We start from the raw sequence: 24,367 nt of genomic DNA, 5'->3' as shown, positions 1-24,367 counted from the left end.
AGAGCATGCAGATGAATGAAGATTTAGTAAAACAGATAACAGATGCTGTCCTCGCTGAGATAAAGCAGAAAAAGGACGCCGCGCCTGCACCGGCTGCCGTGCCCTCTATGGCAGGACGCGAAAGAATCAATGAAATAAAGACATCCTATGCGTCTTACCCAAGGGCCGCAAAGGGGTCAGACCCCAAGGAAGTCGTCATCGGGGTCGGCGCTGCATTTCAAAAAGAAATTTTGAAGACGATCTGCGGCATCCCGCTGGACGATGTATTGAAGAACGTGAAGGCAGGGATTGAAGAGGAAGGCATGGTGCCAAGGGTAGTAAAGATCCTGGACACCTCGGATGTATGTTTCATGGCCCTGGAGGCCGCAAAACTGTCCGGCTCCGGCATTGGCATCGGTATCCAGTCAAAAGGAACCACCGTCATCCACCAGAAGGATTTGTACCCGCTCTCCAATCTGGAGCTTTTCCCCCAGGCGCCTCTGATGGATCTGGACACTTACAGAAAGATCGGTAAAAATGCCGCCAAATATGTAAAAGGGGAACAGGTTGTTCCCATCCCCTGCACCAACGATCCAATGTCCCGTCCTAAATACCAGGTCAAGGCTGCCCTGATGCACATAGCCGAGACGGAACAGCTGGACCCTGAAGTCGGAATAATCGAATGGGAGGTAAAGTAGATGCAATACCCATTAGGAGAACACGAAAAAGAAAAGATTACATCCAGGACCGGTAAAAAGCTGACTGATATTACGCTGGATGAAGTGATGAAAAACCGCGTTTCCGCCGATGACATCAAGATATCAAAAGAGGTGTTAAAAGCACAGGGACAGGTTGCTCGGGAGGCCGGCAATGATCCCATGGAAAAGAATTTTGAGCGCGCGGCCGAACTGGTCGATGTACCGGATGATGTGATTTTGAAAATGTATGATAAGCTGCGCCCCAACCGTTCTACAAAGTTAGAACTGGTTCTGATGGCACAGGAGCTTCTTGAAAAATATAACGCAAGAAACTGTGCGCGCCTCGTTATGGAGGCCGCAGAAGTTTATGAGAAAAGAGGGATTCTGCTTTGAGTTATATCGCTGGAGTTGACATTGGGAATTCTACAACTGAAGTCTGCGTCGGGGAAAGTGCGTCCGACGGCACAATTCACTTTCTGACGAGCGCCTCCTGCCCGACCACCGGGACGAAGGGAACTGTCGCGAATACCCATGCCATCAAAGCGGCTTTAAAGCAGGCCATGGGCAGGATCGGAAGGGAGATCGGCGACATTTCTTTGATCCGGCTGAACGAGGCAGCGCCCGTGATCGGTGATACTGCGATGGAGACTTTGACAGAGACCATCATAACGGATTCCTCCATGATCGGGCATAATCCTTCCACTCCTGCTGGGGCCGGACAGGCAGTAGGGGAGATTCTCCTGATTGAGAACCTGTCCCGCGGGATACCCGGTACACAATATATTGTCGCGGCTCCCCAAACCTATTCTTATGAGGAGGTGGCCGCAATTCTGAATCAGGCGGCCGATACGCTCGATATTGTGGGAGTGATCCTGCAGGCAGACGAGGCTGTCCTGGTAGAGAACCGGCTGCGCAAAAAGCTGCCGATCATTGATGAAGTTGCACGTATCGACAAACTTCCGGACAAGGTTATGGCTGCAATCGAGGTGGCGCTTCCCGGACAGACTGTTCGGATGTTGTCCAATCCCTATGGTATTGCCACTCTTCTGAAGCTGAATGCAGAGGAAACCCGCACTGTCACACCGATCGCCAAGAGCCTGATCGGAAAGCGCAGTGCAGTGGTACTGAAGACTCCGGGCGGAAATGTGCGTGAAAATGTACTCCCTGCCGGAGAGATTTATCTGGATGGGGAGCACAGCACCTCCGTGAATCTGGATGAAGGAGCAGCGAAGATCATGCAGGCGGTGTCTGAGGCAGGCAGTATCCGTGATATCAGCGGACAGCCGGACACCAACGTGGGGAATATGTTTGCCCGTATCAGGCAGGGCATGGGGAATTTAGATCATACCCCCGAAGCGGATATCCATATTACGGATGTACTGGCAGTTGACACTCTGGCCCCGGTTCTGATCTCCGGCGCCCTGGCAGGGGAGACCTGCCTGGAAAAAGCGGTTGGCATCGCTGCCATGGTAAAGACACGCCGCCTTCCTATGAAGGAAATCGCCGAAAAACTGAAACTGGAACTCGGAACAGATGTAAAAGTAGCCGGCGTGGAAGCGGTGATGGCAAGCCTCGGAGCTCTTACAACCCCTGGCACTCAGCTGCCCCTGGCTATTCTGGATATGGGCGGAGGTTCTACCGATGCCGCAGTCATTTCCAGGGAGGGACAGGTTACCATGACCCACCAGGCAGGAGCCGGGGAACTTGTTTCCATGCTGATCGAGACCGAGCTGGGCCTGGGCGACAGGCATATGGCGGAACAGATTAAAAAATACCCTCTTGCCAAGGTGGAAAGCCTGTTCCACATGCGGATGGAAAACGGGCAGATGACCTTTGTGGAGGATTCCATTGACCCCCGCTTCTATGGACGGGTTATCCTGCTGGCAGAAGATGGATTTATCCGCATAGAGCAGGATATTCCAATGGAAAAGATTGTTCAGGTCCGCCGCGATGCTAAAAAGAAAGTTTTTGTCACAAATGCGTTCCGCGCTCTGAAAAAAGTAGCTCCGAACCATGATTTAAAGAATATTTCCAATATAGTACTGGTCGGAGGTTCTGCCGAAGACTTTGAGATCCCTGAAATGCTGATGGAAGAATTCGCCGGTTACCGTATCGTATGCGGCCGGGGAAATATCCGCGGCACAGAAGGACCACGCAATGCCGTAGCCACCGGATTGGCACTTTCGTATGCAGGAGAAGAAAAATGATAATTAAAAGACCTTCTATTTTCATATATGTTAATAACCCGGATGCCGTCTTTCTCAGGGATGTTTGTGCCGGTATTGAAGAAGAAGGGGTATTTTATGAAATAAAGGAAATGGAAACCGCTTTGCCTGACGAACTGGCATGGAATGCTGCCAATGATTCCATGCTGGGCTCCGGAGTCGGTATCTCGGGAAAAGGGATTGCCATGCAGATGCGGGGCCTTCCAAAAGGCCGCAATACCGAGAGTTACCAGAATCCCACCCTGGTGCAGTGCAGGAAACTGGGGGCAAACAGCGCCCGCGCCGTCAAAAAGCTGGCTTTCAAATAGGCTGCAGCTTTAGACGCTGTGCCGGATTGCATCAATATGGTAACAGTTCAAGCCTGTCTGAACTGTCACTCTATATGAATAAAAGAGGAGAAAACCATGAAAATTTATACCAAAAACGGAGATACCGGAAAGACTTCTCTTATGAATGGAATCAGTGTCTCCAAATCAGATGACCGTATAGAACTGCTGGGGACAATCGATGAATTGAGCAGCCATATCGGTCTGGCCAAAGTCATTGCCAGCCAGCCTCTGCAAGACCGCCTTTCACAGATTCAGAAAGCGCTGATTCAAATGATGGCTGGAATTGCAGATCCGCGTAATCTGGATTACCGTTTTACAAAAGAAGAGACATTTATGCTGGAAGAAGAGATTGACCGGCTGGAGGGTCTGTTTCCACGCGCTAAGGAATTCGTACTTTATGGGGGATGTGAGCTGTCCGCGAGACTGGATGTTGCCAGGGCGGTTGCCAGAAGGGCAGAACGCCGTTTCCGCAAAGTAGCCCAGAACTATGGCGCAGACAGCAAGGCTATGCAGTATATCAACCGGCTTTCAGATTACCTGTACATTACCGCGCGGTATGCGGACTATAAAGCCTCTGCTGAACCCGATGAAGGGCTCCGTCAGGAAGTCGTTAAAAATGTTATGAAAAGCCTTGCGAAATAGCAGGGCTTTTTTAATTGCGGATTCGTATCATCTCCTGTCATGCCCCCATAAAAATTGTTATTATAAAGTAAAACGAATTGAGGAACACAAGATTCCCAATCCGTATAAAATACCTATTTCTGATTCCTCATCAAAGTTTCAAGCATATTTTTCAGTTCTTCAATTTGTTTTCTCTGTGTTTCATTTTCTTTCTTCTGTTCTTCATACGCACTCTGCTGCTCTTCCCGTACTTTTCTCTGTTCTTCGTATGCATTTCTCTGTTCTTCGTATGCATTTCTCTGCTCTTCGTATGCTTTCCGGAGATCAGCTAATTCCATTGCCAGAACTTCATTCTCCTTGTTTAAGGTATCCAGTTGTTCCTGCTGCTCTTCGATCATATATTGGACTGTATTTCTATCCAGTTCCAGTAATTCTTCTGAAAACATATTCATCACTCCTTCAACATTACGGCATATTTCGTAGATTTTCCCATACAATTCCCTAAAATCCGGATATTTTTCAATGATCTCCATAATCCGTTCTGGCCGGTCATCACTCAAAAAGCTAAGCCATGCATCCAGTTTCGTTTCTATAGCTTTATTTTGCTTGGTTTCCTTAAAAATGTCAAGTGGAATTAAAACATACTCCTGGAGCATATTCATCTTTAGTCCCGTGTTAAATACCTGCTTCGCCCGGTGAATATAAGTGTGTTTTATCTCATGAAATTCAGAAGTACTTTTTTCGAAGAAAATTATGGTATAGACCGTTTTAATATCTTGATATGTAAACTTCTTTTTCTTCTGGCTTCTCACTCTTTTATATTGCCTGAGGAGCAAATCTGCAGAATAACATGCACCCCGCTGCCCTGGAAATGCATACCCTATTTTCTGTATCTCAATATTGGCGAGGCTGCCATCCTCCAATTCCACAACAATGTCCATGATCAGCAACGTGTTTTCATCTGCAATTCTTGCCGACTCATTCGGCAGTAACTGATGGATCTTTACCTTCTGTTCGAGCAGTAAGGATAGCAGTTCTTCCAAACGTTCCTCATGTAATTCAGGGTTCATAATCTCCTTAAAAAAAGAGTCGTACGTCATTTTAACCCCTCTGGCTCCTGTGCAGAAATCCAGAAACTCTTCCTGAAGTTCCTCCCCCCACTGATCAAACTGATAAGCTGACACAGGATTGATTCGTATATCGTTCATCACCTCCTCCCGTGTTCTGATCTGTGGAAAATAATCTTTTAGCCCTTTCTTCATAGGCAATCCCCTTTCTTATTATGTTGTATTCATTCACGGAATCTGTCTCGAATATGAAACGCCGGGATGAGATATCGAACGGCCAGATTTGGCTGAAATGCCTGCCGTTTTGATGTTTTTAGAATAGCACGTTTATGCGTGCGGTTCAAATTAAAATAAAATAAGAATATTAAAATCCTGTAAAATATGTAACAGTTTAGACAGGCTGAAATTAAGTCCGAAAACTTTAGGCTTATCGACGGGCGGGAATACTTAATGACAGGAATCGCTAATACTGCAGCTCGTTGCTAGTGTCAAAGTACTGTTACACCATTGCAGACCATATATCTTTCCATATTGACTTTTCGATACATTCAAAGTACAATAATTTCCAAAGTTAAGGTATTTCACCTAAAAAATACGTATTTTTTAAGGAGAGCCCTTTATGGATACAAAAGATATGAAAATATTTAGGTGTGTATACGAGGCAGCCAGTATTAGTCAGGCAGCGCAGATCGTATACATGACACCGCAGGGAGTCAGTAAAATTATTCAAAAGCTGGAAAACGAACTTGGCCTTACTCTATTTAAACGGACTTCCAAAGGAGTCGTACCGACACGCTATGCAGATCAATTATATAGCAAATCTTCCACTATCCTTGATATGTTTTACTCTATCTCCACAGATATTCAAAGTGATACCGCACTTGCCAGGGTGAGCGCTGCCTTTTCTTATGGTGTTATGGCCTATTTTGGTTTCAACCTTATAGAACAATTCCAAAAGAGCTATCCGTCTATACGTCTGGATTATATAGAAGACACCGATCATAAGATTGAATCAATGATAGCGCAGAATCAAATAGATCTTGCTGTTATAGGAATGCCTATGAAAATAGACCAATATGATTGCCAATATCTATTTTCATGCAGGCATGTCGCCGTTATTAACAAGGATCATCCATACGCAGATAAAGATTTCATATCCTATCGGGACCTAAATGGACAGGACCTTGCACTTATTGGGCGGCAATTTAACCCATACCACCACAATATGCAGCGCTTTCTGCAAAAACAGATTCAACCAAACTCCGTCACCGAGACCAGTGAAATATCTTACACCCACTTTTTTGCATCACAAAATAAAGGCATTGGCCTCTCGGTTGATTTTGCGGCAAGAGAACATCCTTATGAGAATACAGTGATCATTCCCTTTGAGGATTCCGCTTGCACCTGGGATGTCTGCATAATTTTTAATAAAACTACTATTCCCACAGATGCTTGTCAGAAATTCTGCCATTTTATTCAGAATTTCACATAACACTAGAAAGATAAAAGTAAATTAATCCACTTCAACTCCACCCTGGATTCTTATGAAGGGCTTACATCTTTAGCGCACCACCGCGATGCCGATTTTCGGCTATTTGCTTAACCTTAGCATGAACATCCAAAAAAGTTTATCAGCACTAAAAAATTTCAGAGGAATTTTCCAGATTAGAAAAAGGCAGGATATCTCTGCTCTGAAGATATCCTGCCCTGATTATCACTATCTTAATTTAATTCATCAAACTGAATTTCGTTATAAGGTATCACCTTCTGTTCCGCATCCCCCACAATATTTACCGCCTTATGTACAGATTTATCGAGGGTCATACGCAGATAGCCCGGTGTGGAATACGTCCCTGCGGTATCTATGATATAACGTCCTGATATATAAGCGCCCAGATCAATATCCGCATAGCATATTCCTTCCTCATCCGGCTCCAGGTGCGTCCCGATGTCGGTACCGTTTGGAGCAATAATCTTGGTCATACCGTATCCCAGCTTCATCGTTGCTCTGTGTGCATCTGTCTCACAGATGCGATCCGCCTGATCCTCAGTCCAGATCATAGACGCAAGCAAATAAAAAACCTGATTGGTAACCGCATAATAAGTCGCTGCCGCATGTGTCTGTTCGGTTGCAAACATATTATTCGGATCCCACATGGCAATGGGCCAGGAACCACAATGAATCTGTTCGTGCTGACCGCCCATAGCCGCTACATTCAAAGGAATAAAATGCTCCCAGCACTGCAGCCCGCCCATATTTCCATACTCCGTGTGAAATACCGGCATCAGGCTTCCATCCCCGTCGCCCCAGATTGTTTTTTCCTGGCTGGTAGCCTTATTCTTACGATGCTTTCCGATCAAGTCCCCATTCGGATTAAACCAAAGCTGAGTCAGATACAAAGAGCCGCCTTCCCGTTCCGTAACGGAAACGCAAACATACATCTTATTTCTCTTGGCCGCCTCACTAATCTCCTGAACGCTCTTTCCGGGAATTTCCACCGCATTATTATAAAACTCAACAAAATACTTCATCCCATAATCCGGCCCGTCCATCCAGACCCAATAGGGGTATCCAGGAATCCACGCTTCCGGAAAATTAATAAGTTTTGCCCCGTTTTTACCTGCCTCGTCAATAAAATCACATGTCTTCCTTACCGTTGCCTCCAGATCCAGCAAAATCGGCGCTGCTTGTACCGCTGCTGCCCTAAACTTAGGATACTCTTTCATTTTCTCTCCTCCTTGTCATGCATCGTTGCATTTTTTATAGTGTAAGTTTAGCATACAAAAAAACAAAAGAAAATCAATTTTCTGTTATCGGGCTTAAATAAATAATTGAGGGAAACTTTTACTATTTATTAGTTACTTGGACTCCCCAATCCTATTATTTCCATTTACCATATAATCGTATATAATAGAAGTAGTTTAACGTAAGACGCAAGTATAAAATAAGTGGCGCAAATTAAAAAACTATATTGATTGTATCACTTTTCTTGCATAGACAGATCAATTATTACGCCTGACGGCTTCATATATATGTATTCTATCTTAAATACAAAGGAAAAGGGGGAATTACGCAAATGGGATTTACATTTCGTAAAAGTAAAGAAAACGCTCCTGATGAAAAAATGGATTCTTACAGAGGGCGCAAAACCAAAACTGATAGAATGAAAGGTGTGCATAACAAGGGAAAATCTAAAGGAAAACGGACTCCAGTCATTAGCCTTCCTGGAAGCAGGGTATCTAAGAGAAAGACCTCTTCCGCAAAAGATTCCAGTAAAAAAATCCATAATAACCGTTTTATTAAGAAAAAAGAAAGTCTGCTCCCTGAAGAGCCAAAGAAAAAGAAAGGGAAGGGATGTTTAACAGTATTTATTGTATTATTTGTACTCGGTGGAATTTGCACTCTGTTTACAAGGGATAATAAATTAGAAACTATTGTTCTCTCAGCAGATGAAAATAATCGGTACGATATAAACACAGCAATTCCCGTAGATGTTAAGACCACTCCCTCCAATGCTGATCTGAAAGACATTGAATGCGAAACTTCTGGTGGGGAACTAAAAAAGGATGGCGATAACCTACTATTTACTACTGAAAAATCTGGAAGTTACACTATGTACGTACTATGTGGTGATATAAAAAGCAATACCATAACTATTACTGTAGAGGACAAGGCTGCACTTGCAGAAAAAGAAGCTCAAGAAAAAGCTGAGACGGAGGCTGCTAAGAGGGCCGAAAAGGAAGCCGCTAAGAAAGCTGAAGAGGAGGCTGCTAAAAAGGCTAAGGAAGAAGCCGCTAAGAAAGCCGAAGAAGAAGCTGCTAAAAAGGCCGAGGAGGAACGAAAAGCAGCAGAGGCTGCCGCCCAAAAAGCTGAGGAGGAACGGATAGCAGCGGAAGCTGCCGCTCAAGAATCTTCGCAGGCAAATCAAGTCCCGCAAGAACAAATGGTATGGATTCCACAAAGCGGAAGTAAATATCACAACAATCCATCATGCAGTGGCATGAATAATCCACAGCAGGTAACATTATCTGAAGCAGAAAGCATGGGATTTGCGCCGTGCAAGAAATGCTATTAAACTCATAAAATGGCTTTTTAAACACTATACAGGTGCAGGGAAGCTTGTAGTATGCTCCTCCACTGTTTCAATATACTACAAACTCTCTGCACCTGGGTAAATATATCTTTATTCCCCCCTATAAGAGGGGGGCCTCTTCCGGGCTGAATTTAAAGTCCGGTAATAAATCTCAATTACTTCTTTTTAAATACCTTCTTTCCATACCAATATCCCGCCGCCGCAATTCCAATAACCACCAGAACAACAGCTATCCCTATAGGATACTGTTTTTTCATTGCCTTTTTTCCGGCTTCTGCAAGCTCAGCATTCTGCACATCGAGCGGTTTTTCATCCGGTTCCGCATCAATGTGCTGAACCGCCTCCTCTGAAGCAGGATTGACTGGTTTATTTGAACGATTCCCCTCATTCTCCGGTTTACCAATACCGTCAACACCCCGGCCCAAAACTGAATTACCTTCCTGCCTGTTTACTCCGGAACTCACATAAGGTGCTCTGTCATAGGTTTCTTCTTTGTTGCCTGTCGTTCCAGGCTGTCTGCCTGCTTCTTCCTGGTTGTCCCCCTCTCCCCAATGTGGCTCTCCCTGTCCATCAGACGGTGGTTTCACGGAGGGTGTCCCGCCTGCCTCTCCGTTCTCCGCATCCGGATCTTCAAGGTCGGGAACGGGAGGTTGTACATTCGGACGTTCTATGTCCGGGACGGTATCAGGATCATTCGCATCCGGCAGATCAGGTTCTGCATCCTGGCCGCCGCGGTCGCCGCCCTGCTCCTCCCCTGCATCATCTGGAATTCCTGTGCTGGCGCCGTCTCCTACTTTCCACACGGCGCTGGTTCCACTGAACATGCTTTCCCCCACTGTAACAAATCTTATGTATAGTCCTTTCTGCGCCTCCGGCAAAGATACAGAGAACAAAAAGAGTCCGTTTTCCGGAACAGGTTCCCCCTCTATAATCATGTTCGGCCTATTCGGCAGATAAGTCCGAAAGTTCCTGCCGTCTGTGCTGTACTCTATTTTAAGAAACCTGGCACCATACGGATAGGGCAGCAGCAGTTTCGTTTTGGTCTCTGTGATTTCTGAAGCAATCAGGAACATCTTTTCCGGGGGTACACAGATCACTGTGACTTCCGGAACTACTCCGTCCGGATTGATAACTGTATACGGTAACCTCTCCGTATTAAAACTTCCCTTTATAATACAATAACCAGGCTCCTGCAGAACACTGTCCGGCAGCCCCCAAATAACAGGAATGGAAAGTTCTGTCTCCTGGTCTGATCCATTCTCCTGTACATACATATCCAGCGCCGCTGGCAGCTGCCAATCCGCACTGGAATCCCCGGCTTCCACATAAACTGGTGTTTTGGCTTTTGCAGCAAGTACCTTATAAGTGGTGTCCTCTTCCAGCTTTGGCACTAATATAGAATTTTCACAGTAAATTTTTCCGCTTTCGGCATAAGCACTGTACGCCTCTCCTGTTGGTTCAGACACAGCCGCCGTCACCTCACTGTCCCGAACGACCAATTCCATCGTATCAAAATTTTGTTTAATTCCATATGCTGTTATCCCGGCTGTCACCCGGATCCCACAGTTCTCAACTGTCAGCATTCCGGAGCTATTGATTCCCACGGCTTTATCAAGCCCTTCCAGTACGATATCCAGGTTTGAGAGCACACCATCCTGTATAACTCCATACACAATTCCGGTTACATCTCTCGCATTTTCAGAATTGCAGAGTGTAAACTGCCCCCGCCGTGAGGGTCCAGCAAGTTTTCCACCCTGCACCTGTAAGATTAACCCTTCGGTTCCTGCATACTCTATCTTCCCCTGTTCCAGTGTAAGTGTTTCATTTCTTACCATAATCACACAGTACTCAGATCCTGTAATCTTCAGGTTCGGGTTGTTTATCACAAGGCTGCTCTCAGCCAGGATCAAATGGTTCCCACAGTCAATCGTTACCTTTCCCTGGCCGTCCCACATAAGAGGGGACTCTTCACTCCCTTTCGTCAGCTTCAGGTCACTCGATAACTGATACACCGCCCCGTCGTTATTCTTATTCTCTTCATACCACTGCAAAAAAGCCTCTTCATCCTCCAGTTTAGGCGGTCCCCACGCCTTACAGGCAGATGTGTTTACGAAGAGTAACCCCAACATAACCATTAGGAAAAAAGGGATCTTCCATCTTTTTTTCACTTGCCCTTCTCCTCCCATATCATCTTTTGTTATACATTTCATTTTATCATATTATATTTAACAATAAAATAACAATAAATAACAACAATTAACAACAATTTTTGGAAATGTACGATTTTATTTGCAAACAGCTTCTGCCCCATTTAAAATGGAACTAACTATTATGAGAGTTGGTGTAATATGGACAGACTTCTTTTTGTGGATGATGATATTGATATTTTAACTTTAAACCATTCCTACTTTACAGAGCAGGGATATGCCGTTGACCAGGCAGGCAGCGCGAAAGACGCCTTACTGCTGATCAACAGGAATACCTACGACTGTATTATACTGGATATCCAAATGGAAGGGCAGGACGGCTTTGCCCTGTGCCGTGTGCTTCGGGAAATGAGCAATATTCCGATTATATTTCTTACAGTATTGACTGATGAGGCCTCTTTGGAGAAAGGATTCTTAAGCGGAGGGGATGATTATATTGTAAAACCTTACCGTATGAAGGAGCTGGAGCTTCGTATCAGAGCGAGGATCCATCCCCGGGTACATAACAGCGGTACCGGAAGTCCGCAGGAGGATTACCGTCTCTATATCTGTCCCGATGAGAAGCAGGCTTACATCGGCACCAATTCTCTAGACCTGACCCTCAGCGAATTCCAGATACTCCAATTTCTAAGCCAGAACAAAGGCATCCCTTACCGGCAGGACGAGATCTACGAGGCTTTGTGGGGAGAGCGTTATAATACCCATAGTATACAGGTCATGATTATGAGGATCCGCAGAAAAATCAAAGCGCTTTCACCTGAAAAAGAATACATCCGCACACAGTGGGGAAAGGGATATGTTTTTACGGAATAAGACATGAATCATAAAAAGTTTTACCAAAAAATTAAGGCAGCCTTCCTGATGCCGCAGGCGGAGGCCCTGCCCCAGGTCCACAGCGGAAAGAAGGCTCTTGCGGCATCACTGCTGGTTCTTTTTATCTCCCTTGCCGGAATCGGAGCGCTCTTTTCTCTCACATTCCGCTGGGATAATAAATATACCTACACAGGAAATACCCTGCATGTTCTTGCGGAAGGCTGGGAGTTCTATCCTGATCTCAGCCTGGACGAGAACTGGAATGACAATGATGCGGTTTTTAACAGCCCTAAAGTCATCACCATTGGTCAATATGGAAATTTTAAATCTTTCCATCCCGATGCATCGCCCTTCGGTACCGCCGTTTATCGAAAACAGCTGTACCTTGAGCCGGCAGAAGAAGGATGGCTTTTAGAACTGCCGGAAATATATTCTGCAAGTAAAATATATGTGAATGGAGAGCTCTTGATTTCCTATGGCAGTTTGTCCGAAAACCACTATCGTGTCCATGTACAGAACGCCCTGGTTTCCCTGCCTTCCGGCAGTGTAGAAATTGTGATACAGGCCTCCAATTACTCTCATTACTACAGTGGAGTCGTCTATCCGCCTGTTTTAGGCCAGACCGATACGGTAACAAGCCTTGTAATCGGCAGGCTTATATTTTATGCGTTCCTTTGCTTTTTTACACTGGGCTGTGCAGCCGTTTCCTTTACCGTATGGTTCCGCAGGCAGACAGATACCCTGTACGCAGCTTATGGGGTTTTATGCCTCTGTTTTTCCGTACACATTTGTTATCCGCTCATACACTGGCTGGGTATTCATCTGGGCAGGCTTTCTTATGTTATTGAGGATACTGCCTATTTTGGTATTCTCGTATGTATGACCGTACTGACTTACCGCCTGGCCGGCTCTGTATGGAACCGAAAGGTTTACATTGCCTGTTATACATTTTCCATAGCTATGGTTGCTTTTCCAATGCTGGCTTTTTACATACTTTTCCCTCTGTTTCCGCAGTTCATCGCCGTGTACAGCCAGATCATCGCTTTATCCAAGCTTGTAATGAGTACCTACTTGATTCTGGCCGCGTTTCTGGGTACACTGCAGCAGCCGCAGCATGTCTGGCTTTTGAGTGGCAATGCAGTATTCGGATTTGGTATTTTGGTGGATTATCTCACCGCCGGCCGCTATGAACCGGTGCGTTTCGGATGGCAGACGGAATATTGCGGTTTTGTTATGGTGGCCTTATTCACCGTGCTCATCTCTGACTATAACCGCAGAGCGCTGATCCAGCGCCAGTATCTGACGGAACATCTGCAGGATGAGGTGGAGAGAAAAACGGCTTACCTGACCGCTATGATGGAGGAACGCAAGCAGTTTCTCTCTGCTGTAGCCCATGACCTGAAAGCACCCGTAGCGGCAATCAATACCTATATAGATTACATGAAAAGCAGCGGGATTGGGTTAGACGAAGAACTGCAGCATTATCTGGATGTGATCGACCATAAATCCTCACAGATCCAGAATAATGTACAGAGCCTTCAGTTATTTCATACGGAAACTTCTCACAAGGGTTCGGCCGAACATCTGGACTGCAGTGAATTTCTCCGGTATGTATACACGGAAACCCTGCCTTACGCCGATGCAAACGGGATCTACTACCATCTGGAACTGCCTCCTCAGACATGCACGATATACTGCCACAGAGAAAATCTATTCCGGGCTTTTGAGAATCTGGTTATGAATGCCACCGAGCATACGCCTATGAAGGGATCTATGACGCTCTCTGCCGCGTATACGAAGGATTCCGCAGAGATTACGTTCAAAGACAGCGGAGAAGGAATTGACCCGGATCACCTTCCCAAGATCTTCAATTATGAATTCAGTACGAAAAGAAATCCCGGACTGCGCGGGCTTGGGCTTTATTTTACAAAGATCAGCATAGAAGAATATGGAGGTACTATAACCGTTGAATCACAGCCTGGGGAGGGTACCGCATTTCATATCAGCTTTCCGCTGTCTGAGGTTCGCCTATAAACATAGCCAAAGTGTGCAAGCCTATCTCAACTCCTAAAGCCCTCATGAGTAAGGGGTAAGAAGTTGAGATAGGCTTGCACACTTTGTCCGAAACCGCCTTCTCCCAATACTTCACAATGCTTTTTACTTTTATGCGTTTAATGCGTCTCCCCCATAATCGTCCTGACATCTTCCCTGTTCTCCACCACGGCTTCCACCGCCCCCTCAATGGCCCGTGCAATCGTCTCAGCCGACATGCTCGGCGTCCCGTCCGGCAGGTCAGTTACCTGCTCGGGCAAAAATGGCACGTGTATAAATCCGCCCCTGATCTCCGGATATTTCTTATCTATCATATACAGCAGGCGGTACATGACGTCATTGCATACATAGGTTCCCGCTGTATAAGATATTTTTGCCGGTATCCCTCTCTCCCGGATGCGCTCCACCATTGCCTTTACCGGAACCGTTGCAAAATACGCGTTCTCCCCGTCTTCACAGACCGGCTCGTCAAAAGGCTGCTGCCCGTCATTATCCGGGATTCTGGCTTCGATCAGATTAATGGCCACCTTCTCTACCGAGATTCCGGAACGTCCTCCGGCTTGTCCGATACAGATGACGGCATCGGGCCTGTGCCTGCGGATTCCTTCCTCCAGTATTTCACCTTCCCGGTAAAAAACTGTTGGGATTTCCATCTTAATTACTTCTGCACTCCCAATGATATCCGGCAGTAGTTTTACCGCTTCATAGGCCGGATTGATGCTTGCCCCTCCGAAAGGGTCAAATCCTGTAATTAATACTCTCATATCTTTCCTCCTGCTATTTGGAATTTTATAGGATATGCGGTTCCGGTATAATGATCTTTCCCCGTTCTATGATCATCCGGTTATCCGCATAGATATCCGGTTTATGCGCCACCAGGTCAAAATGCCCGTTCGCCTCATGTAGCCCGCCCAGGGCAATGTTCCGCCCCACACCGATGTGAAATGTTCCATAGGCAGACTCATCTTCAATATAACATTTTCCCCTGCACTTTGCATAGGAATTCAGGCCAATTCCCAATTCCGACACCACATAAATTCCGGGGTCTTTAAAATCCTCCATATATGCTTTCAGCTTCTTTCCGCTGACATTCATTTCCATCTCCTGAATGCGCCCCTCTTTTATACTGATCTTAAATGGCTCTTCCACTCTTCCGATATACCCCAGCGAGCCATCCGGTATCAGGACCCCTTCGGTCTTTGTCTCTTCAATCGGAACGTACACCTCAATGCTGGCGGATGAGAATCCTTTGCCGTCCCGCACCACTCCATTAAAAAACCCCGCGGTTCTGTTTCTCTTATACAACCTTAGGTCTGTCCCCCTCTTTGTCTTCACCTGGATCACAGAGGAGGAATTCAGATATTTCATGATAATGCCTGCCATCATTTTGCTCTTCTTTGTGTCCATGCCCATAAAACGGTATGAGAGCATTGATTTTTCATTATTGGTCGCCAGAGGCAGGGACAGAAACTTGCTTCCCCTGTTTATCGCCCTTTTAGCCGCTTTTGTGGTAACAAGAGAATAGTCTGTGGCTCCGATTACGGCCCGGTAACCATCAAATACCTTTTCGTGGCGGTCAAAAAATACGCCTACATGCTTCCCTCGTCTTTCCACCACCATCAGATCTACAGACTTTGCCCGTTTGTGGGCGCAGTACCTCAGCGCTTTTGCCTCTTCCAGATGATTTTCGCTTGTCACAATCATGAGTTTTTCCCATGGTTTCAGGCGCAGCCAGTCTTTTATAACAATCATAGCGCCCCGTTCTATTTTCCGGTAATCCTGCATAACCGTTTCCTTCCTGTATATCATTTCAATGCTCTTAGAGCCTGCACTTCTTATTTTTACCCTTATTTCATGAAAATCATATAGAAAACCTGAAATACAAAAATGAGTGCCGCAGGCAGCAGCTGGCATTTGATTACGCCAAAACGGTCTTTCATGTCCAGCATCGCCACGGGTACCACATTAAAATTTGCGGCCATGGGTGTACAGAGTGTTCCGCAGAATCCGCATGACAATGCCAGTATTCCTATGACGGCAGGATCTGCACCATATTGCAGGACGAACGGCGCGCCGATTCCAACTGTCATCACGGTAATGGCTGCAAAGGCATTTCCCATAATCATGGTAAACAATGCCATCCCGGCTGCAAATACTATAATTCCCGCATTTACATTGCCCCTGGGAATCACCCCGCCGACGAGACCGGCTATCACACCCCCAACGCCTGCCTCGGTAAAAACCGCGCCCAGGCTTGCAAGGAGCATCGGCAGCATACTTAAAGGCCCTACCGTTGAGAGGAGGCGCTCAGAATCCCGCAAAAAAACCGCAGGCCGGTTCTCCCTGGAAAGCAGCATGAGTATCATAACCGACGCCACAATGCCCGCACCCACTCCTACGATTGCGCCAAGATCGGGGAGGAAGATGGCAAAAAGAATGGCAAAGACACCGATGGACAGAGCCGGGATAAAGATTTTCATTCCGATGGTCCGGTACTTTTCATTGGTATATTCCTCTGTCAGTGGTTGGATTTTTCCAATCTTTACTTTTTTCAGGATGGCCGGTATGGTCATCAGGATAATCAGAGCTCCGTTTATAGCCGGCGGGATCCAGCGCCCAAACGCCAGCACCGCTCCAAGAGCGCACCAGAACAACCCGGTTCCAAACCGGGAGGGATTCTCCTTATCCAAGGCATTTTTGATTCCGGTATAGAAAGTAATCAGGCCCATAATTATATAGATGATTTCCAGGAGTTTTGTGCCCAGTGTCACGTCCTGGCTGGTAAAAAATGTCATGATGCGCCTTCCTCCTTACTTTTTATCCCCATAATATTTTTTGTACAATTTCCTGTCTTTCAGAAAATAGTAGACAATCCCCGTTATGATTGCAAAGATTCCGACCGGTATTTCTACCTTTGCCAAATCAAGCAGGGAAACCTGGTATCCCAGGGTTTCCAGTGTGGACTGCACCAGCAGGGCGCCCGAACCCCCGACAAACAGCACCTGGCAGAAAAACCATGCAATATTCTCCATGCCGGAGGCCATTCCCTTTAACTGCTCTACGTGCTCTTCTGCCGGTTCCTTGCCCTGTGCTTCCACTGCACCGATTGCCATGGGCATCACGATTGGCCTTACGAACCCGGCAACCCCGCCGAAGCTGACATTAAACGCGGCAAATATCCCCCGCATGATCCCATAAGCTCCAATGACCGCCCCGGCAGATGCGTTCTTAATCCTGCCGATCAGACTGGCAGCCGCGGGCTTCAGACCGTTGCGCTCTAAAGTTCCGGTTACCAGCATAATTAGAATGAAAATTGCCATATTCCGGTTCGCAGTAAAACTGGTTCCTAACGTCTCCAAAAGCCCGGTTACTCCCAGGTTTCCTGCTAAAGCTGTGACAATTGCAGCAATTAATATAATCAGTATCGAATCCAGTCTTAACGCAAATCCAATGATAACAATTAATATTCCTGACAGTTTTATCAGTTCCATATATAGCCTCCTTTGGCATACAGACAACGCATACGCCCCCATTTCAGTTGTATCAAGCGCAGGAGTGTACCTGGTCATTCGCGGGCCTGTTAAGAACGATGCTCCGACAGGCATAATAAATGGTCTGACACACTCAGGCGCTGTATCATTATATTTTGGGTCTATTGGTTAATTTTTACTCGGGTTTCCGTAATTATTTTTAATCTGTCTGCCGGACTTGTGCACAGAAATTTCCTATATCACATTAGGGTGCCATAAGATTCATTTAAAAGAATCTTTTGACACCCTAATTCTATAAGATAAAAATAAGCCTCAAAAACCAGTGGATTTTTGAGACTTACACTTCCTCATTATAAAATTGTTTCTAATACTCACTACGGTTGCCGCGCCTTCTGTACCGCTGCTCCTCTTCACGCGCTCTCTGCCGTTCTCTTTTCCGTTCCCATCGGCGGCGCTCCCGCTCCATCGTCCGCACAGGAGCCAATATCGTCCAGCAGCAGATGCGCACTGCCATGATTCCAAAGAACACTCCGATGCTGTCGATTCCCACGTCCTTCACGGACGGACCTCTCCCGTCCACAAAGGACTGATGATACTCATCCCCGCAGGCAAAGCCTACACAGATCAGCCCAGCTACCAGCATAAGGCCAAAGCCCCGCAGGCCGTATACATAAAACGGCAGTGATACCGCAACTGCCAGTATAAAGTATTCTGTCATATGCGCAATCTTCCTCACCGGATATTCGATCTCGTATGCTTTCTCATCGATCTCCCATTCCTCCATATTCTTCTGCAGGACTTCATTCCCGATTTCCACAATCTTATGGCTCACGGAATAACTCAGATTGCCCGAATCCGTTCCGCTCTGCGCTGAAAAACTGAAGATCACATACATCATGATCAGTGCCGGTAAAAACGACAGCGGTTTTAATATCAATAAAATGCACCTTTTTAACATTACAAATCACATCCTTATATATGTAGTAAAAAGTATTTTACTATCATACGCTGATATGGGAATAAAATCAACCTTTTGTGAACGACTTTCATATTACCTGGATACCTAAAGGTAACCGTTCATGACTCTGCAGAGGTTACCGGCAGCCTCCGCATGCACCGTCAATTCTGCAGGACACTCTTGTGACATATTCCTCCTCCGTCTTTTGTGTAAGTCCATCCAGCTGATAATCCTCATAACAGCCTCCGCATAACGTAAGGCCCGCCGACTCTGCATATGCCAGCATTCTTTCGTAAGCCTCATTAAGCGTCTGCCAGTGCCCTACATGATAAGCCGCCAGATACGTGCCCGCAGGCCTTTTTACACACCCGGCGCCGGGGATATTGCGCTCTGTAACCACGTATGCTTTTTCATAGCTGTTGTATAACCCTTCTTTAATACAATCTAACGGCTGCATATAACCAATTCCCCTTACGCCTTTGATGCCAAACGAATCACACATGTCCAGAAGCCTCCCGGTCTCCATGGCCCAGATCTTTTCATCTGCAGTATCCACCCTGACAGACACTTCATAAACTGCAGGCATCTCCAATAATTCCACCGCTTCTGTATCGATCGTTTCCGTTTCCTTAATCAGCTTCCGTTTCCCGATAATCCATTCTTTTGTCCTTTTTAGCCTTTTTTCCTTCTGCTCCACAATTTCCTGCTCTTTGTCCAGCAGTTCAAGCAGCGTCCCCGGGGATCTTCTGTCCAGGTATTCCCGAATCTCACTCAGTGGCATATCCAGATCCTTTAATGTGTAAATCACATCAAATACCTCTATCTGCGCCATCGAATAATACCGGTACCCATTTTCACCCTTTTTCTCGGGCCGGAAAAGGCCGATCTCATCATAATGGAAGAGTGTATGCTTAGTAACTCCCACGATCTTGGCAAACTCCCCCGCCGTTAATATCCTGCTATTCTCCATGTGATTCCCCTCCCGCACGCATTTACAGTTGTTTGTTTAAAAATTTTAATATAATTTTAATTTCAGCTTGACTATCGTGTTACCCTATACTTTATCATAACATATGCTGAAAAAAATTCATAGAAAGGATGATTTATAATGTCATTATCAATTGCTAAAGATTTCCGCTTTTTTTCGCTGCTCAGATTTGCTCTTCCGACTATGATTATGATGGTTTTTACCTCTTTATATACAATAGTTGACGGGATTTTCATTTCTCGATTTGTGGGGAGCAACGCACTGTCCTCTGCAAATATTGTCTTTCCGGTTATTAACCTGATTATAGCAGTAGGTGTCATGTTTGCCAGCGGCGGAAGCGCCCTCATTGCAAAAAAGTTAGGGGAACACAAAGAAAAAGAGGCCAACCAGGACCTCTCATTAATTATTGCAACTTCTTTATTCTTAAGTGTGGTTATTCTGGCCGCAGGCACCCTTTTTCTGGAGCCTGTGGTACGGCTTCTCGGTTCAACAGATATTCTGGTTGCAGACTGTAAAGGCTATCTCGGGATGCTGCTGTTTTTTGCTCCGGCCTGTATCCTGCAGCTGCTCTTCCAGACCTTCTTTGTCACCGCAGGCAGGCCTCATCTTGGACTGATTCTGACCATTATGGGGGGCATCGTCAACATGATACTGGATTATGTGTTTATGGGGCCTCTGCAGATGGGAATCCAGGGAGCTGCACTGGCAACCGGCCTTGGGCAGGTCATCCCCGCTTTAGCCGGGCTGGTATACTTTTTTTCCGGAAAGAACACACTGCGCATTGTAAAACCGCACTTCAGCCTCTCAACACTGCTGAAGAGCTGCGCGAACGGTTCCTCTGAAATGGTCACGAATGTATCCACCGCAGTAGTTACCTTCCTGTTTAATATCGTAATGCTGCGTCTGCTGGGTGAAGCGGGGGTTGCCGCGATCACGATCGTGCTCTACGGACAGTTCCTTTTTAACGCGCTGTATTTCGGCTTTTCCATGGGAGTGGCGCCGGTGATCAGCTACAATTACGGGAGAAATAATATTTCTCTCCTGCAGAGAATCTTCAAAATATGTACCGGTTTTGTTGCCATATCCTCGCTGATTGCAACTGCAGTAGCGCTGGTATTATCCCCCTATATCGTGGAAATATTTACGCCTGCCGGTTCGCCGACCTATGAGATTGCTAAAACAGGATTTTTTCTGTTCTCATTTAACTTTATATTTGCAGGCATGAATATCTTCGCATCCGCCATGTTCACCGCATTTTCAGATGGACCGGTATCCGCGGCTATTTCCTTTGCCCGCACCTTTATCTTCATTGTAGCAAGTATCCTGCTGCTGCCCGAATTGCTGGGAGTTACCGGCGTATGGCTCTCTGTACCTGCAGCGGAATGCGTTACACTTCTGCTTTCCTTCTTTTTCTTCTATACAAAGAGAAACAAATATCACTATATTGGAAAGAAGGAAGTACACGAATTTATAAAGGGTTTTTAACCAGTGAGGCAGCGAGGGCTATGTGCCTTACTCTGCCTCTTTGCAATACACGGTATACCGGTTGCGCCCATTTTTCTTCGATTCATACAGAGCGGCATCCCCATTCTTATAAAACATCTCAAAGTCCGCCCCCTGCAGTACAGCCACGCCTATGCTGGCTGTAATCTGCCAGCGGTCATTTCCAACCTGATGCAGCCGGCAGAGATCTCGGGACAGCTCCGCAGCCTTTTCCACCGCCCATTCCTTCCCGATATGCCTCATGAATCTGCCTTTCAGCTACAATCTGAAGAGCCTGGTCGTATGGTGTTCCCTTAGGAGCTCCCATTTTTTCGAAATACTGCGCCGTTGCCTGGTTGGCCGGCCTGTTCTTGGTACCGCCTGATGGTCTCTATGTATTCCTTATTCGCAAGATGTTCCGCCTCTGTCGCAAGAAACTCCTTCAGCAGGCTGTCATTTGCCATGGTCAGAGAAATATTGACCGGCTTAGTAAATGCATAATTCATCTGATAGTATATCCCTTCCGACGTCAAAGTAGAAACCTGCTCGATATTCTCAAGGGAGGCACTATAATTGGCTCGGTAACTCAGTACCGCTGTCATCAGAAACCCTGCAATAATTACGACGCATATGAGTAAGTTCGTGCGCAGTAATATATTCTTTTTCATGCCGTTTCCGGATTTTTCTGCATTTGCCTGCGTATCTTGTGCCACTTCATTTTCCCTCCGCCATGTTTTCTTACTATTATACACTTAAATCTGTTCAAACAAAAGTGTTTGGAGGGGGGATAATTCTTTTTTGGGAACGCCGGAAAACCGGAACGGCTTGGGCGCCCGTAGGCGGCTGGAGGCTATTTCTTCATTTTACGCCCCAGCCGTAGACGAGCTGTTTTTCTTTCTTTTAAATACCTCCTTACAAAAAGCAGCCTCCGATTTGTGCCACGACAAAACATATAAGTATCCCTGCACAAGTCGGTATTGCCAGTGCCGCCAGCGTCCACTTCCAGCTTCCCGTTTCTTTTTTAATAGTCAGCAGTGTTGTGGAACAGGGCCAGTGCATAAGGGAAAAGAGCATGGTGCAGACCGCCGTGAGCCAGGTCCAGCCATGACTCACAAACAATGTTTTCATTTCTGCCAGGCTGTCAAATTCCACAAGGCTGCCCTGTGCCATATAGGCCATAATTATGATGGGCACAACAATCTCATTTGCCGGGAGCCCCAGGATAAAGGCGATCAGTATCACACCGTCCAGTCCCAGCATTCTGGCAAACGGGTCCAGCATAGACGCACAATAATTCAAAAGGCTCGTATCTCCCACCATTATATTGGCCGCAGCCCAGATAAACAGCCCGGCAGGCGCGGCCACTACTACCGCACGGCCCAGCACAAACAGGGTTCTGTCAAAGATGGATCTGACAATCACTTTGCCCACCTGCGGCCTGCGGTAAGGCGGCAGTTCCAGCGTAAAGGACGAGGGCACGCCTTTTAGCACTGTTTTTGATAAAATCCAGGATACAAGAAATGTCATGGCTACACCAAGCAGGATAAACATAGTGAGTAAAAACGCCGATAATAATGATGCACCTGCGCCTCCGGAAATCCCGGCAAAAAACATGGTTATAATTGCAATTAGTGTAGGAAAACGTCCATTGCAGGGCACAAAGCTGTTGGTTAATATTGCAATCATCCGCTCCCTGGGCGAGTCTATGATCCTGCATCCCACCACCCCTGCGGCATTACATCCGAATCCCATACACATAGTCAGTGCCTGTTTTCCACATGCACAGCATTTTTTGAAGGGTTTATCCAGATTATATGCAATTCTGGGCAGATAACCGGCGTCCTCCAACAGCGTAAACAGCGGAAAGAATATTGCCATTGGCGGAAGCATCACAGAGATAACCCATGCCAGCACTCTGTAAACCCCCAGGACCAGTATCCCATGCAGCCAGGCGGGCGCGCCTATAAGTCCAAACAGTTCCGTCAGTCTGTCCTGGATCCAGAACAGCCCCTTTGCCAGCATTTCAGAGGGATAGTTTGCTCCTGTTATGGTCAGCCACAGCACTGCCATCAGCAGCGCTGCCATCAGCGGATACCCCGCCCGCCTGCTGGTTAGAATACTGTCAATTTTCCGGTCCCGGCTGTCCGCATGTTCTTTTGTAAACGTCACAGCCTTTTCGCTGATTCGTTCCGCAATATACATGACCGATGATACAATCTCTTCCTCCAGCCGTTTCTTATCCATATTTTGATTGTACAGTAATTTTTGTGCCTCCGGAATCGCTTCCTTCAGGCAGCGTTCCTGACAGATGTTTCTATGCAGGTATCTGCGGATGCCTTCATCCAGCGCCTTGTCATAATCCAGCAGCCGCAGGGACAGCCATCTGCTGTTCAGACATCCATTGCAGGAGGATGCCGAGGGCATCTGTATTCCCTCCAGCACCGCATCCACCGCAGGCTCAAGCAGAGAAATCGCCTTTTCCAGCGTCCGGCAGTATGGAATAACATATCCTTCTGCAGCATTGCATCCTACAGAAGAAGCCTGAAGCTCCTGCCTGACGTTTTCGGCCTCCCGCATCATATGATCCATAGTCTCCAGCAGCTGATCTCTGCCCTTCCCCTCCCTTGCCACCATGCCGATGACCGGTACGCCCAGTTCCCGGGAAAGGGTATCCAGATTGACGTAAATTCCCTTCTTTTCTGCCTCATCCAGAAGGTTTACACAGACAATCACCTTTCTGGTGATTTCCAGAATCTGCAGGACGAGATTCAGATTCCGCTCCAGGCAGACAGCATCGCAGACCACAATAACCGCATCTGCGTCCCCAAAACAGATGAAATCCCGGGCAGCCTCTTCCTCAGCCGAATGGGCCAGCAGCGAGTACGTCCCCGGAATATCTACCATTTTATAAGAATAGTCCTTAGTCTCACAATATCCCGAAGCGTTGGTAACCGTCTTTCCCGGCCAGTTTCCCGTATGCTGGTGCAGATTCGTCAGGTTGTTAAATACCGTGCTCTTCCCCACATTCGGATTGCCCGCTATGGCAATCACTTTTTCGCGCCCCATATCAGGCGCCTTCCAAAGTATGAACCAGGATATCCCCGCAGTCTTCCGAACGGATCGCAATCACCGCACCGCGGATTAAAAATGCCCCCGGATCCCCTCCGGGGCTCTTTCCCACACATTCAATCTTCGTTCCTCTGACCAGACCGATATCCAAAAGACGTCTGTGGATACTTCCATCTGACCTCAGCTCTCTGACAACCGCCTTCTCCCCCGGCTGTATATCGTTTAAACAGATCTCCTTTTTCATAAGCGCCACCGCCTTGTCATAGAATTTAGGATAAGGAAACTTTCTTTCCT

At 46.6% G+C, this 24,367-nt stretch carries 23 protein-coding genes; 10 read left to right on the top strand and 13 right to left on the bottom strand.

All coding sequences use genetic code 11. The features are described 5' to 3' along the window. Positions 1–5 precede the first annotated feature (5 nt). The 5 genes from BN1938_RS04370 to BN1938_RS04350 all read left to right on the top strand — a co-directional run bounded on the left by BN1938_RS04370 (position 6) and on the right by BN1938_RS04350 (position 3,873). Positions 6–677, top strand: a complete 672-nt coding sequence (locus tag BN1938_RS04370) for a propanediol/glycerol family dehydratase medium subunit (RefSeq protein WP_050639427.1) — start codon at positions 6–8, stop codon at positions 675–677. Then, the gene (locus BN1938_RS04365) at positions 678–1,070 is read left to right on the top strand and encodes a diol dehydratase small subunit (RefSeq protein WP_025654177.1); all 393 of its coding nucleotides are present in this window, start codon (positions 678–680) and stop codon (positions 1,068–1,070) included. After that, positions 1,067–2,884: a diol dehydratase reactivase subunit alpha gene (locus BN1938_RS04360; RefSeq protein WP_050639426.1), complete on the top strand. Its 1,818-nt coding sequence runs from the start codon at positions 1,067–1,069 to the stop codon at positions 2,882–2,884. The genes BN1938_RS04365 and BN1938_RS04360 overlap by 4 nt, the downstream gene beginning before the upstream one ends. Further along, positions 2,881–3,210, top strand: coding sequence for a glycerol dehydratase reactivase beta/small subunit family protein (locus BN1938_RS04355; RefSeq protein ID WP_050639425.1), 330 nt, complete (start codon positions 2,881–2,883; stop codon positions 3,208–3,210). The genes BN1938_RS04360 and BN1938_RS04355 overlap by 4 nt, the downstream gene beginning before the upstream one ends. Positions 3,211–3,306: 96 nt before the next feature. Beyond that, positions 3,307–3,873: a cob(I)yrinic acid a,c-diamide adenosyltransferase gene (locus tag BN1938_RS04350; RefSeq protein ID WP_050639424.1), complete on the top strand. Its 567-nt coding sequence runs from the start codon at positions 3,307–3,309 to the stop codon at positions 3,871–3,873. Positions 3,874–3,986: 113 nt separating this feature from the next. Here BN1938_RS04350 and BN1938_RS04345 read toward each other — a convergent pair whose 3' ends face one another. Then, positions 3,987–5,114, bottom strand: coding sequence for a PD-(D/E)XK nuclease family transposase (locus tag BN1938_RS04345; RefSeq protein WP_050639423.1), 1,128 nt, complete (start codon positions 5,112–5,114; stop codon positions 3,987–3,989). A gap of 424 nt (positions 5,115–5,538) precedes the next feature. Between BN1938_RS04345 and BN1938_RS04340 the strand changes: the two genes are divergently transcribed. Beyond that, positions 5,539–6,411, top strand: a complete 873-nt coding sequence (locus BN1938_RS04340; protein ID WP_050639422.1) for a LysR family transcriptional regulator — start codon at positions 5,539–5,541, stop codon at positions 6,409–6,411. Positions 6,412–6,641: 230 nt separating this feature from the next. Here BN1938_RS04340 and BN1938_RS04335 read toward each other — a convergent pair whose 3' ends face one another. Then, positions 6,642–7,646 (bottom strand): carbon-nitrogen hydrolase family protein, encoded by a 1,005-nt coding sequence (locus tag BN1938_RS04335; protein WP_050639421.1) that lies wholly within the window; start codon positions 7,644–7,646, stop codon positions 6,642–6,644. 350 nt (positions 7,647–7,996) lie between these two features. Between BN1938_RS04335 and BN1938_RS04330 the strand changes: the two genes are divergently transcribed. Further along, positions 7,997–8,995, top strand: a complete 999-nt coding sequence (locus BN1938_RS04330; protein WP_050639420.1) for a hypothetical protein — start codon at positions 7,997–7,999, stop codon at positions 8,993–8,995. Between the two features lie 173 nt (positions 8,996–9,168). Here the strand turns inward: BN1938_RS04330 and BN1938_RS04325 are convergent, their stop codons facing one another. Next, positions 9,169–11,181: an ICP22 family protein gene (locus BN1938_RS04325; RefSeq protein ID WP_050639419.1), complete on the bottom strand. Its 2,013-nt coding sequence runs from the start codon at positions 11,179–11,181 to the stop codon at positions 9,169–9,171. Between the two features lie 180 nt (positions 11,182–11,361). Here BN1938_RS04325 and BN1938_RS04320 point away from each other — a divergent pair, with 180 nt between their 5' ends. Together BN1938_RS04320 and BN1938_RS04315 are read left to right on the top strand one after the other, a co-directional pair. Further along, on the top strand, positions 11,362–12,033 hold the full coding sequence (locus BN1938_RS04320; protein ID WP_050639418.1) for a response regulator transcription factor: 672 nt from the start codon (positions 11,362–11,364) through the stop codon (positions 12,031–12,033). Between the two features lie 3 nt (positions 12,034–12,036). Then, the gene (locus BN1938_RS04315) at positions 12,037–14,067 is read left to right on the top strand and encodes a sensor histidine kinase (RefSeq protein ID WP_050639417.1); all 2,031 of its coding nucleotides are present in this window, start codon (positions 12,037–12,039) and stop codon (positions 14,065–14,067) included. Between the two features lie 137 nt (positions 14,068–14,204). On the opposite strand, the gene pcp is transcribed toward BN1938_RS04315, so the two are convergent. From pcp to BN1938_RS04285, 6 genes are all read right to left on the bottom strand, one after another. Then, complete coding sequence (gene pcp / locus BN1938_RS04310; RefSeq protein ID WP_050639416.1) at positions 14,205–14,849, bottom strand: pyroglutamyl-peptidase I; 645 nt, start codon at positions 14,847–14,849, stop codon at positions 14,205–14,207. Positions 14,850–14,874: 25 nt separating this feature from the next. Next, positions 14,875–15,894, bottom strand: a complete 1,020-nt coding sequence (locus tag BN1938_RS04305; RefSeq protein ID WP_242843803.1) for a 2,5-dihydroxypyridine 5,6-dioxygenase NicX family protein — start codon at positions 15,892–15,894, stop codon at positions 14,875–14,877. A 38-nt stretch (positions 15,895–15,932) separates the two neighbouring features. Beyond that, positions 15,933–16,880, bottom strand: a complete 948-nt coding sequence (locus BN1938_RS04300; protein WP_050639415.1) for a DUF979 domain-containing protein — start codon at positions 16,878–16,880, stop codon at positions 15,933–15,935. A gap of 15 nt (positions 16,881–16,895) precedes the next feature. Beyond that, positions 16,896–17,576, bottom strand: coding sequence for a DUF969 domain-containing protein (locus tag BN1938_RS04295; protein ID WP_050639414.1), 681 nt, complete (start codon positions 17,574–17,576; stop codon positions 16,896–16,898). Positions 17,577–17,940: 364 nt separating this feature from the next. Next, complete coding sequence (locus BN1938_RS04290; RefSeq protein WP_050639413.1) at positions 17,941–18,534, bottom strand: VanZ family protein; 594 nt, start codon at positions 18,532–18,534, stop codon at positions 17,941–17,943. 136 nt (positions 18,535–18,670) lie between these two features. Continuing rightward, a complete protein-coding gene (locus BN1938_RS04285) occupies positions 18,671–19,504 on the bottom strand; it encodes a MerR family transcriptional regulator (RefSeq protein WP_050639412.1) in 834 nt (277 codons plus the stop codon). Between the two features lie 138 nt (positions 19,505–19,642). Here BN1938_RS04285 and BN1938_RS04280 point away from each other — a divergent pair, with 138 nt between their 5' ends. Further along, a complete protein-coding gene (locus BN1938_RS04280; RefSeq protein ID WP_050639411.1) occupies positions 19,643–21,007 on the top strand; it encodes an MATE family efflux transporter in 1,365 nt (454 codons plus the stop codon). Between the two features lie 27 nt (positions 21,008–21,034). On the opposite strand, the gene BN1938_RS04275 is transcribed toward BN1938_RS04280, so the two are convergent. From BN1938_RS04275 to BN1938_RS04260, 4 genes are all read right to left on the bottom strand, one after another. Then, entirely contained in the window at positions 21,035–21,268 is a 234-nt protein-coding gene (locus tag BN1938_RS04275) for a diguanylate cyclase domain-containing protein (protein ID WP_050639410.1), read from the bottom strand. A 50-nt stretch (positions 21,269–21,318) separates the two neighbouring features. Then, complete coding sequence (locus BN1938_RS04270; RefSeq protein ID WP_050639409.1) at positions 21,319–21,717, bottom strand: hypothetical protein; 399 nt, start codon at positions 21,715–21,717, stop codon at positions 21,319–21,321. Between the two features lie 199 nt (positions 21,718–21,916). Further along, a complete protein-coding gene (gene feoB, locus BN1938_RS04265; RefSeq protein ID WP_197278207.1) occupies positions 21,917–24,070 on the bottom strand; it encodes a ferrous iron transport protein B in 2,154 nt (717 codons plus the stop codon). Position 24,071: 1 nt separating this feature from the next. Further along, positions 24,072–24,317, bottom strand: a complete 246-nt coding sequence (locus BN1938_RS04260) for a FeoA family protein (RefSeq protein WP_050639407.1) — start codon at positions 24,315–24,317, stop codon at positions 24,072–24,074. Between the last annotated feature and the right edge of the window lie 50 nt (positions 24,318–24,367).

Source organism: Eubacterium sp. SB2 (genome assembly GCF_001244405.1).
Classification (GTDB): domain Bacteria; phylum Bacillota; class Clostridia; order Lachnospirales; family Lachnospiraceae; genus Faecalicatena; species Faecalicatena contortus_B.
This window is presented reverse-complemented; position numbering and strand designations above follow the sequence as displayed.

Excerpts from the sequence above, each read along its gene's own strand:
- BN1938_RS04370 (WP_050639427.1), top strand. The coding sequence starts at position 6 with ATGCAGATGAATGAAGATTTAGTAAAACAGATAACAGATGCTGTCCTC.
- BN1938_RS04365 (WP_025654177.1), top strand. The coding sequence starts at position 678 with ATGCAATACCCATTAGGAGAACACGAAAAAGAAAAGATTACATCCAGG.
- BN1938_RS04355 (WP_050639425.1), top strand. The coding sequence starts at position 2,881 with ATGATAATTAAAAGACCTTCTATTTTCATATATGTTAATAACCCGGAT.
- BN1938_RS04350 (WP_050639424.1), top strand. The coding sequence starts at position 3,307 with ATGAAAATTTATACCAAAAACGGAGATACCGGAAAGACTTCTCTTATG.
- BN1938_RS04345 (WP_050639423.1), bottom strand. The coding sequence starts at position 5,114 with ATGAAGAAAGGGCTAAAAGATTATTTTCCACAGATCAGAACACGGGAG.
- BN1938_RS04340 (WP_050639422.1), top strand. The coding sequence starts at position 5,539 with ATGGATACAAAAGATATGAAAATATTTAGGTGTGTATACGAGGCAGCC.
- BN1938_RS04335 (WP_050639421.1), bottom strand. The coding sequence starts at position 7,646 with ATGAAAGAGTATCCTAAGTTTAGGGCAGCAGCGGTACAAGCAGCGCCG.
- BN1938_RS04330 (WP_050639420.1), top strand. The coding sequence starts at position 7,997 with ATGGGATTTACATTTCGTAAAAGTAAAGAAAACGCTCCTGATGAAAAA.
- BN1938_RS04320 (WP_050639418.1), top strand. The coding sequence starts at position 11,362 with ATGGACAGACTTCTTTTTGTGGATGATGATATTGATATTTTAACTTTA.
- BN1938_RS04315 (WP_050639417.1), top strand. The coding sequence starts at position 12,037 with ATGAATCATAAAAAGTTTTACCAAAAAATTAAGGCAGCCTTCCTGATG.
- pcp (WP_050639416.1), bottom strand. The coding sequence starts at position 14,849 with ATGAGAGTATTAATTACAGGATTTGACCCTTTCGGAGGGGCAAGCATC.
- BN1938_RS04305 (WP_242843803.1), bottom strand. The coding sequence starts at position 15,894 with ATGATATACAGGAAGGAAACGGTTATGCAGGATTACCGGAAAATAGAA.
- BN1938_RS04300 (WP_050639415.1), bottom strand. The coding sequence starts at position 16,880 with ATGACATTTTTTACCAGCCAGGACGTGACACTGGGCACAAAACTCCTG.
- BN1938_RS04295 (WP_050639414.1), bottom strand. The coding sequence starts at position 17,576 with ATGGAACTGATAAAACTGTCAGGAATATTAATTGTTATCATTGGATTT.
- BN1938_RS04290 (WP_050639413.1), bottom strand. The coding sequence starts at position 18,534 with ATGTTAAAAAGGTGCATTTTATTGATATTAAAACCGCTGTCGTTTTTA.
- BN1938_RS04285 (WP_050639412.1), bottom strand. The coding sequence starts at position 19,504 with ATGGAGAATAGCAGGATATTAACGGCGGGGGAGTTTGCCAAGATCGTG.
- BN1938_RS04280 (WP_050639411.1), top strand. The coding sequence starts at position 19,643 with ATGTCATTATCAATTGCTAAAGATTTCCGCTTTTTTTCGCTGCTCAGA.
- BN1938_RS04275 (WP_050639410.1), bottom strand. The coding sequence starts at position 21,268 with ATGAGGCATATCGGGAAGGAATGGGCGGTGGAAAAGGCTGCGGAGCTG.
- feoB (WP_197278207.1), bottom strand. The coding sequence starts at position 24,070 with ATGGGGCGCGAAAAAGTGATTGCCATAGCGGGCAATCCGAATGTGGGG.
- BN1938_RS04260 (WP_050639407.1), bottom strand. The coding sequence starts at position 24,317 with ATGAAAAAGGAGATCTGTTTAAACGATATACAGCCGGGGGAGAAGGCG.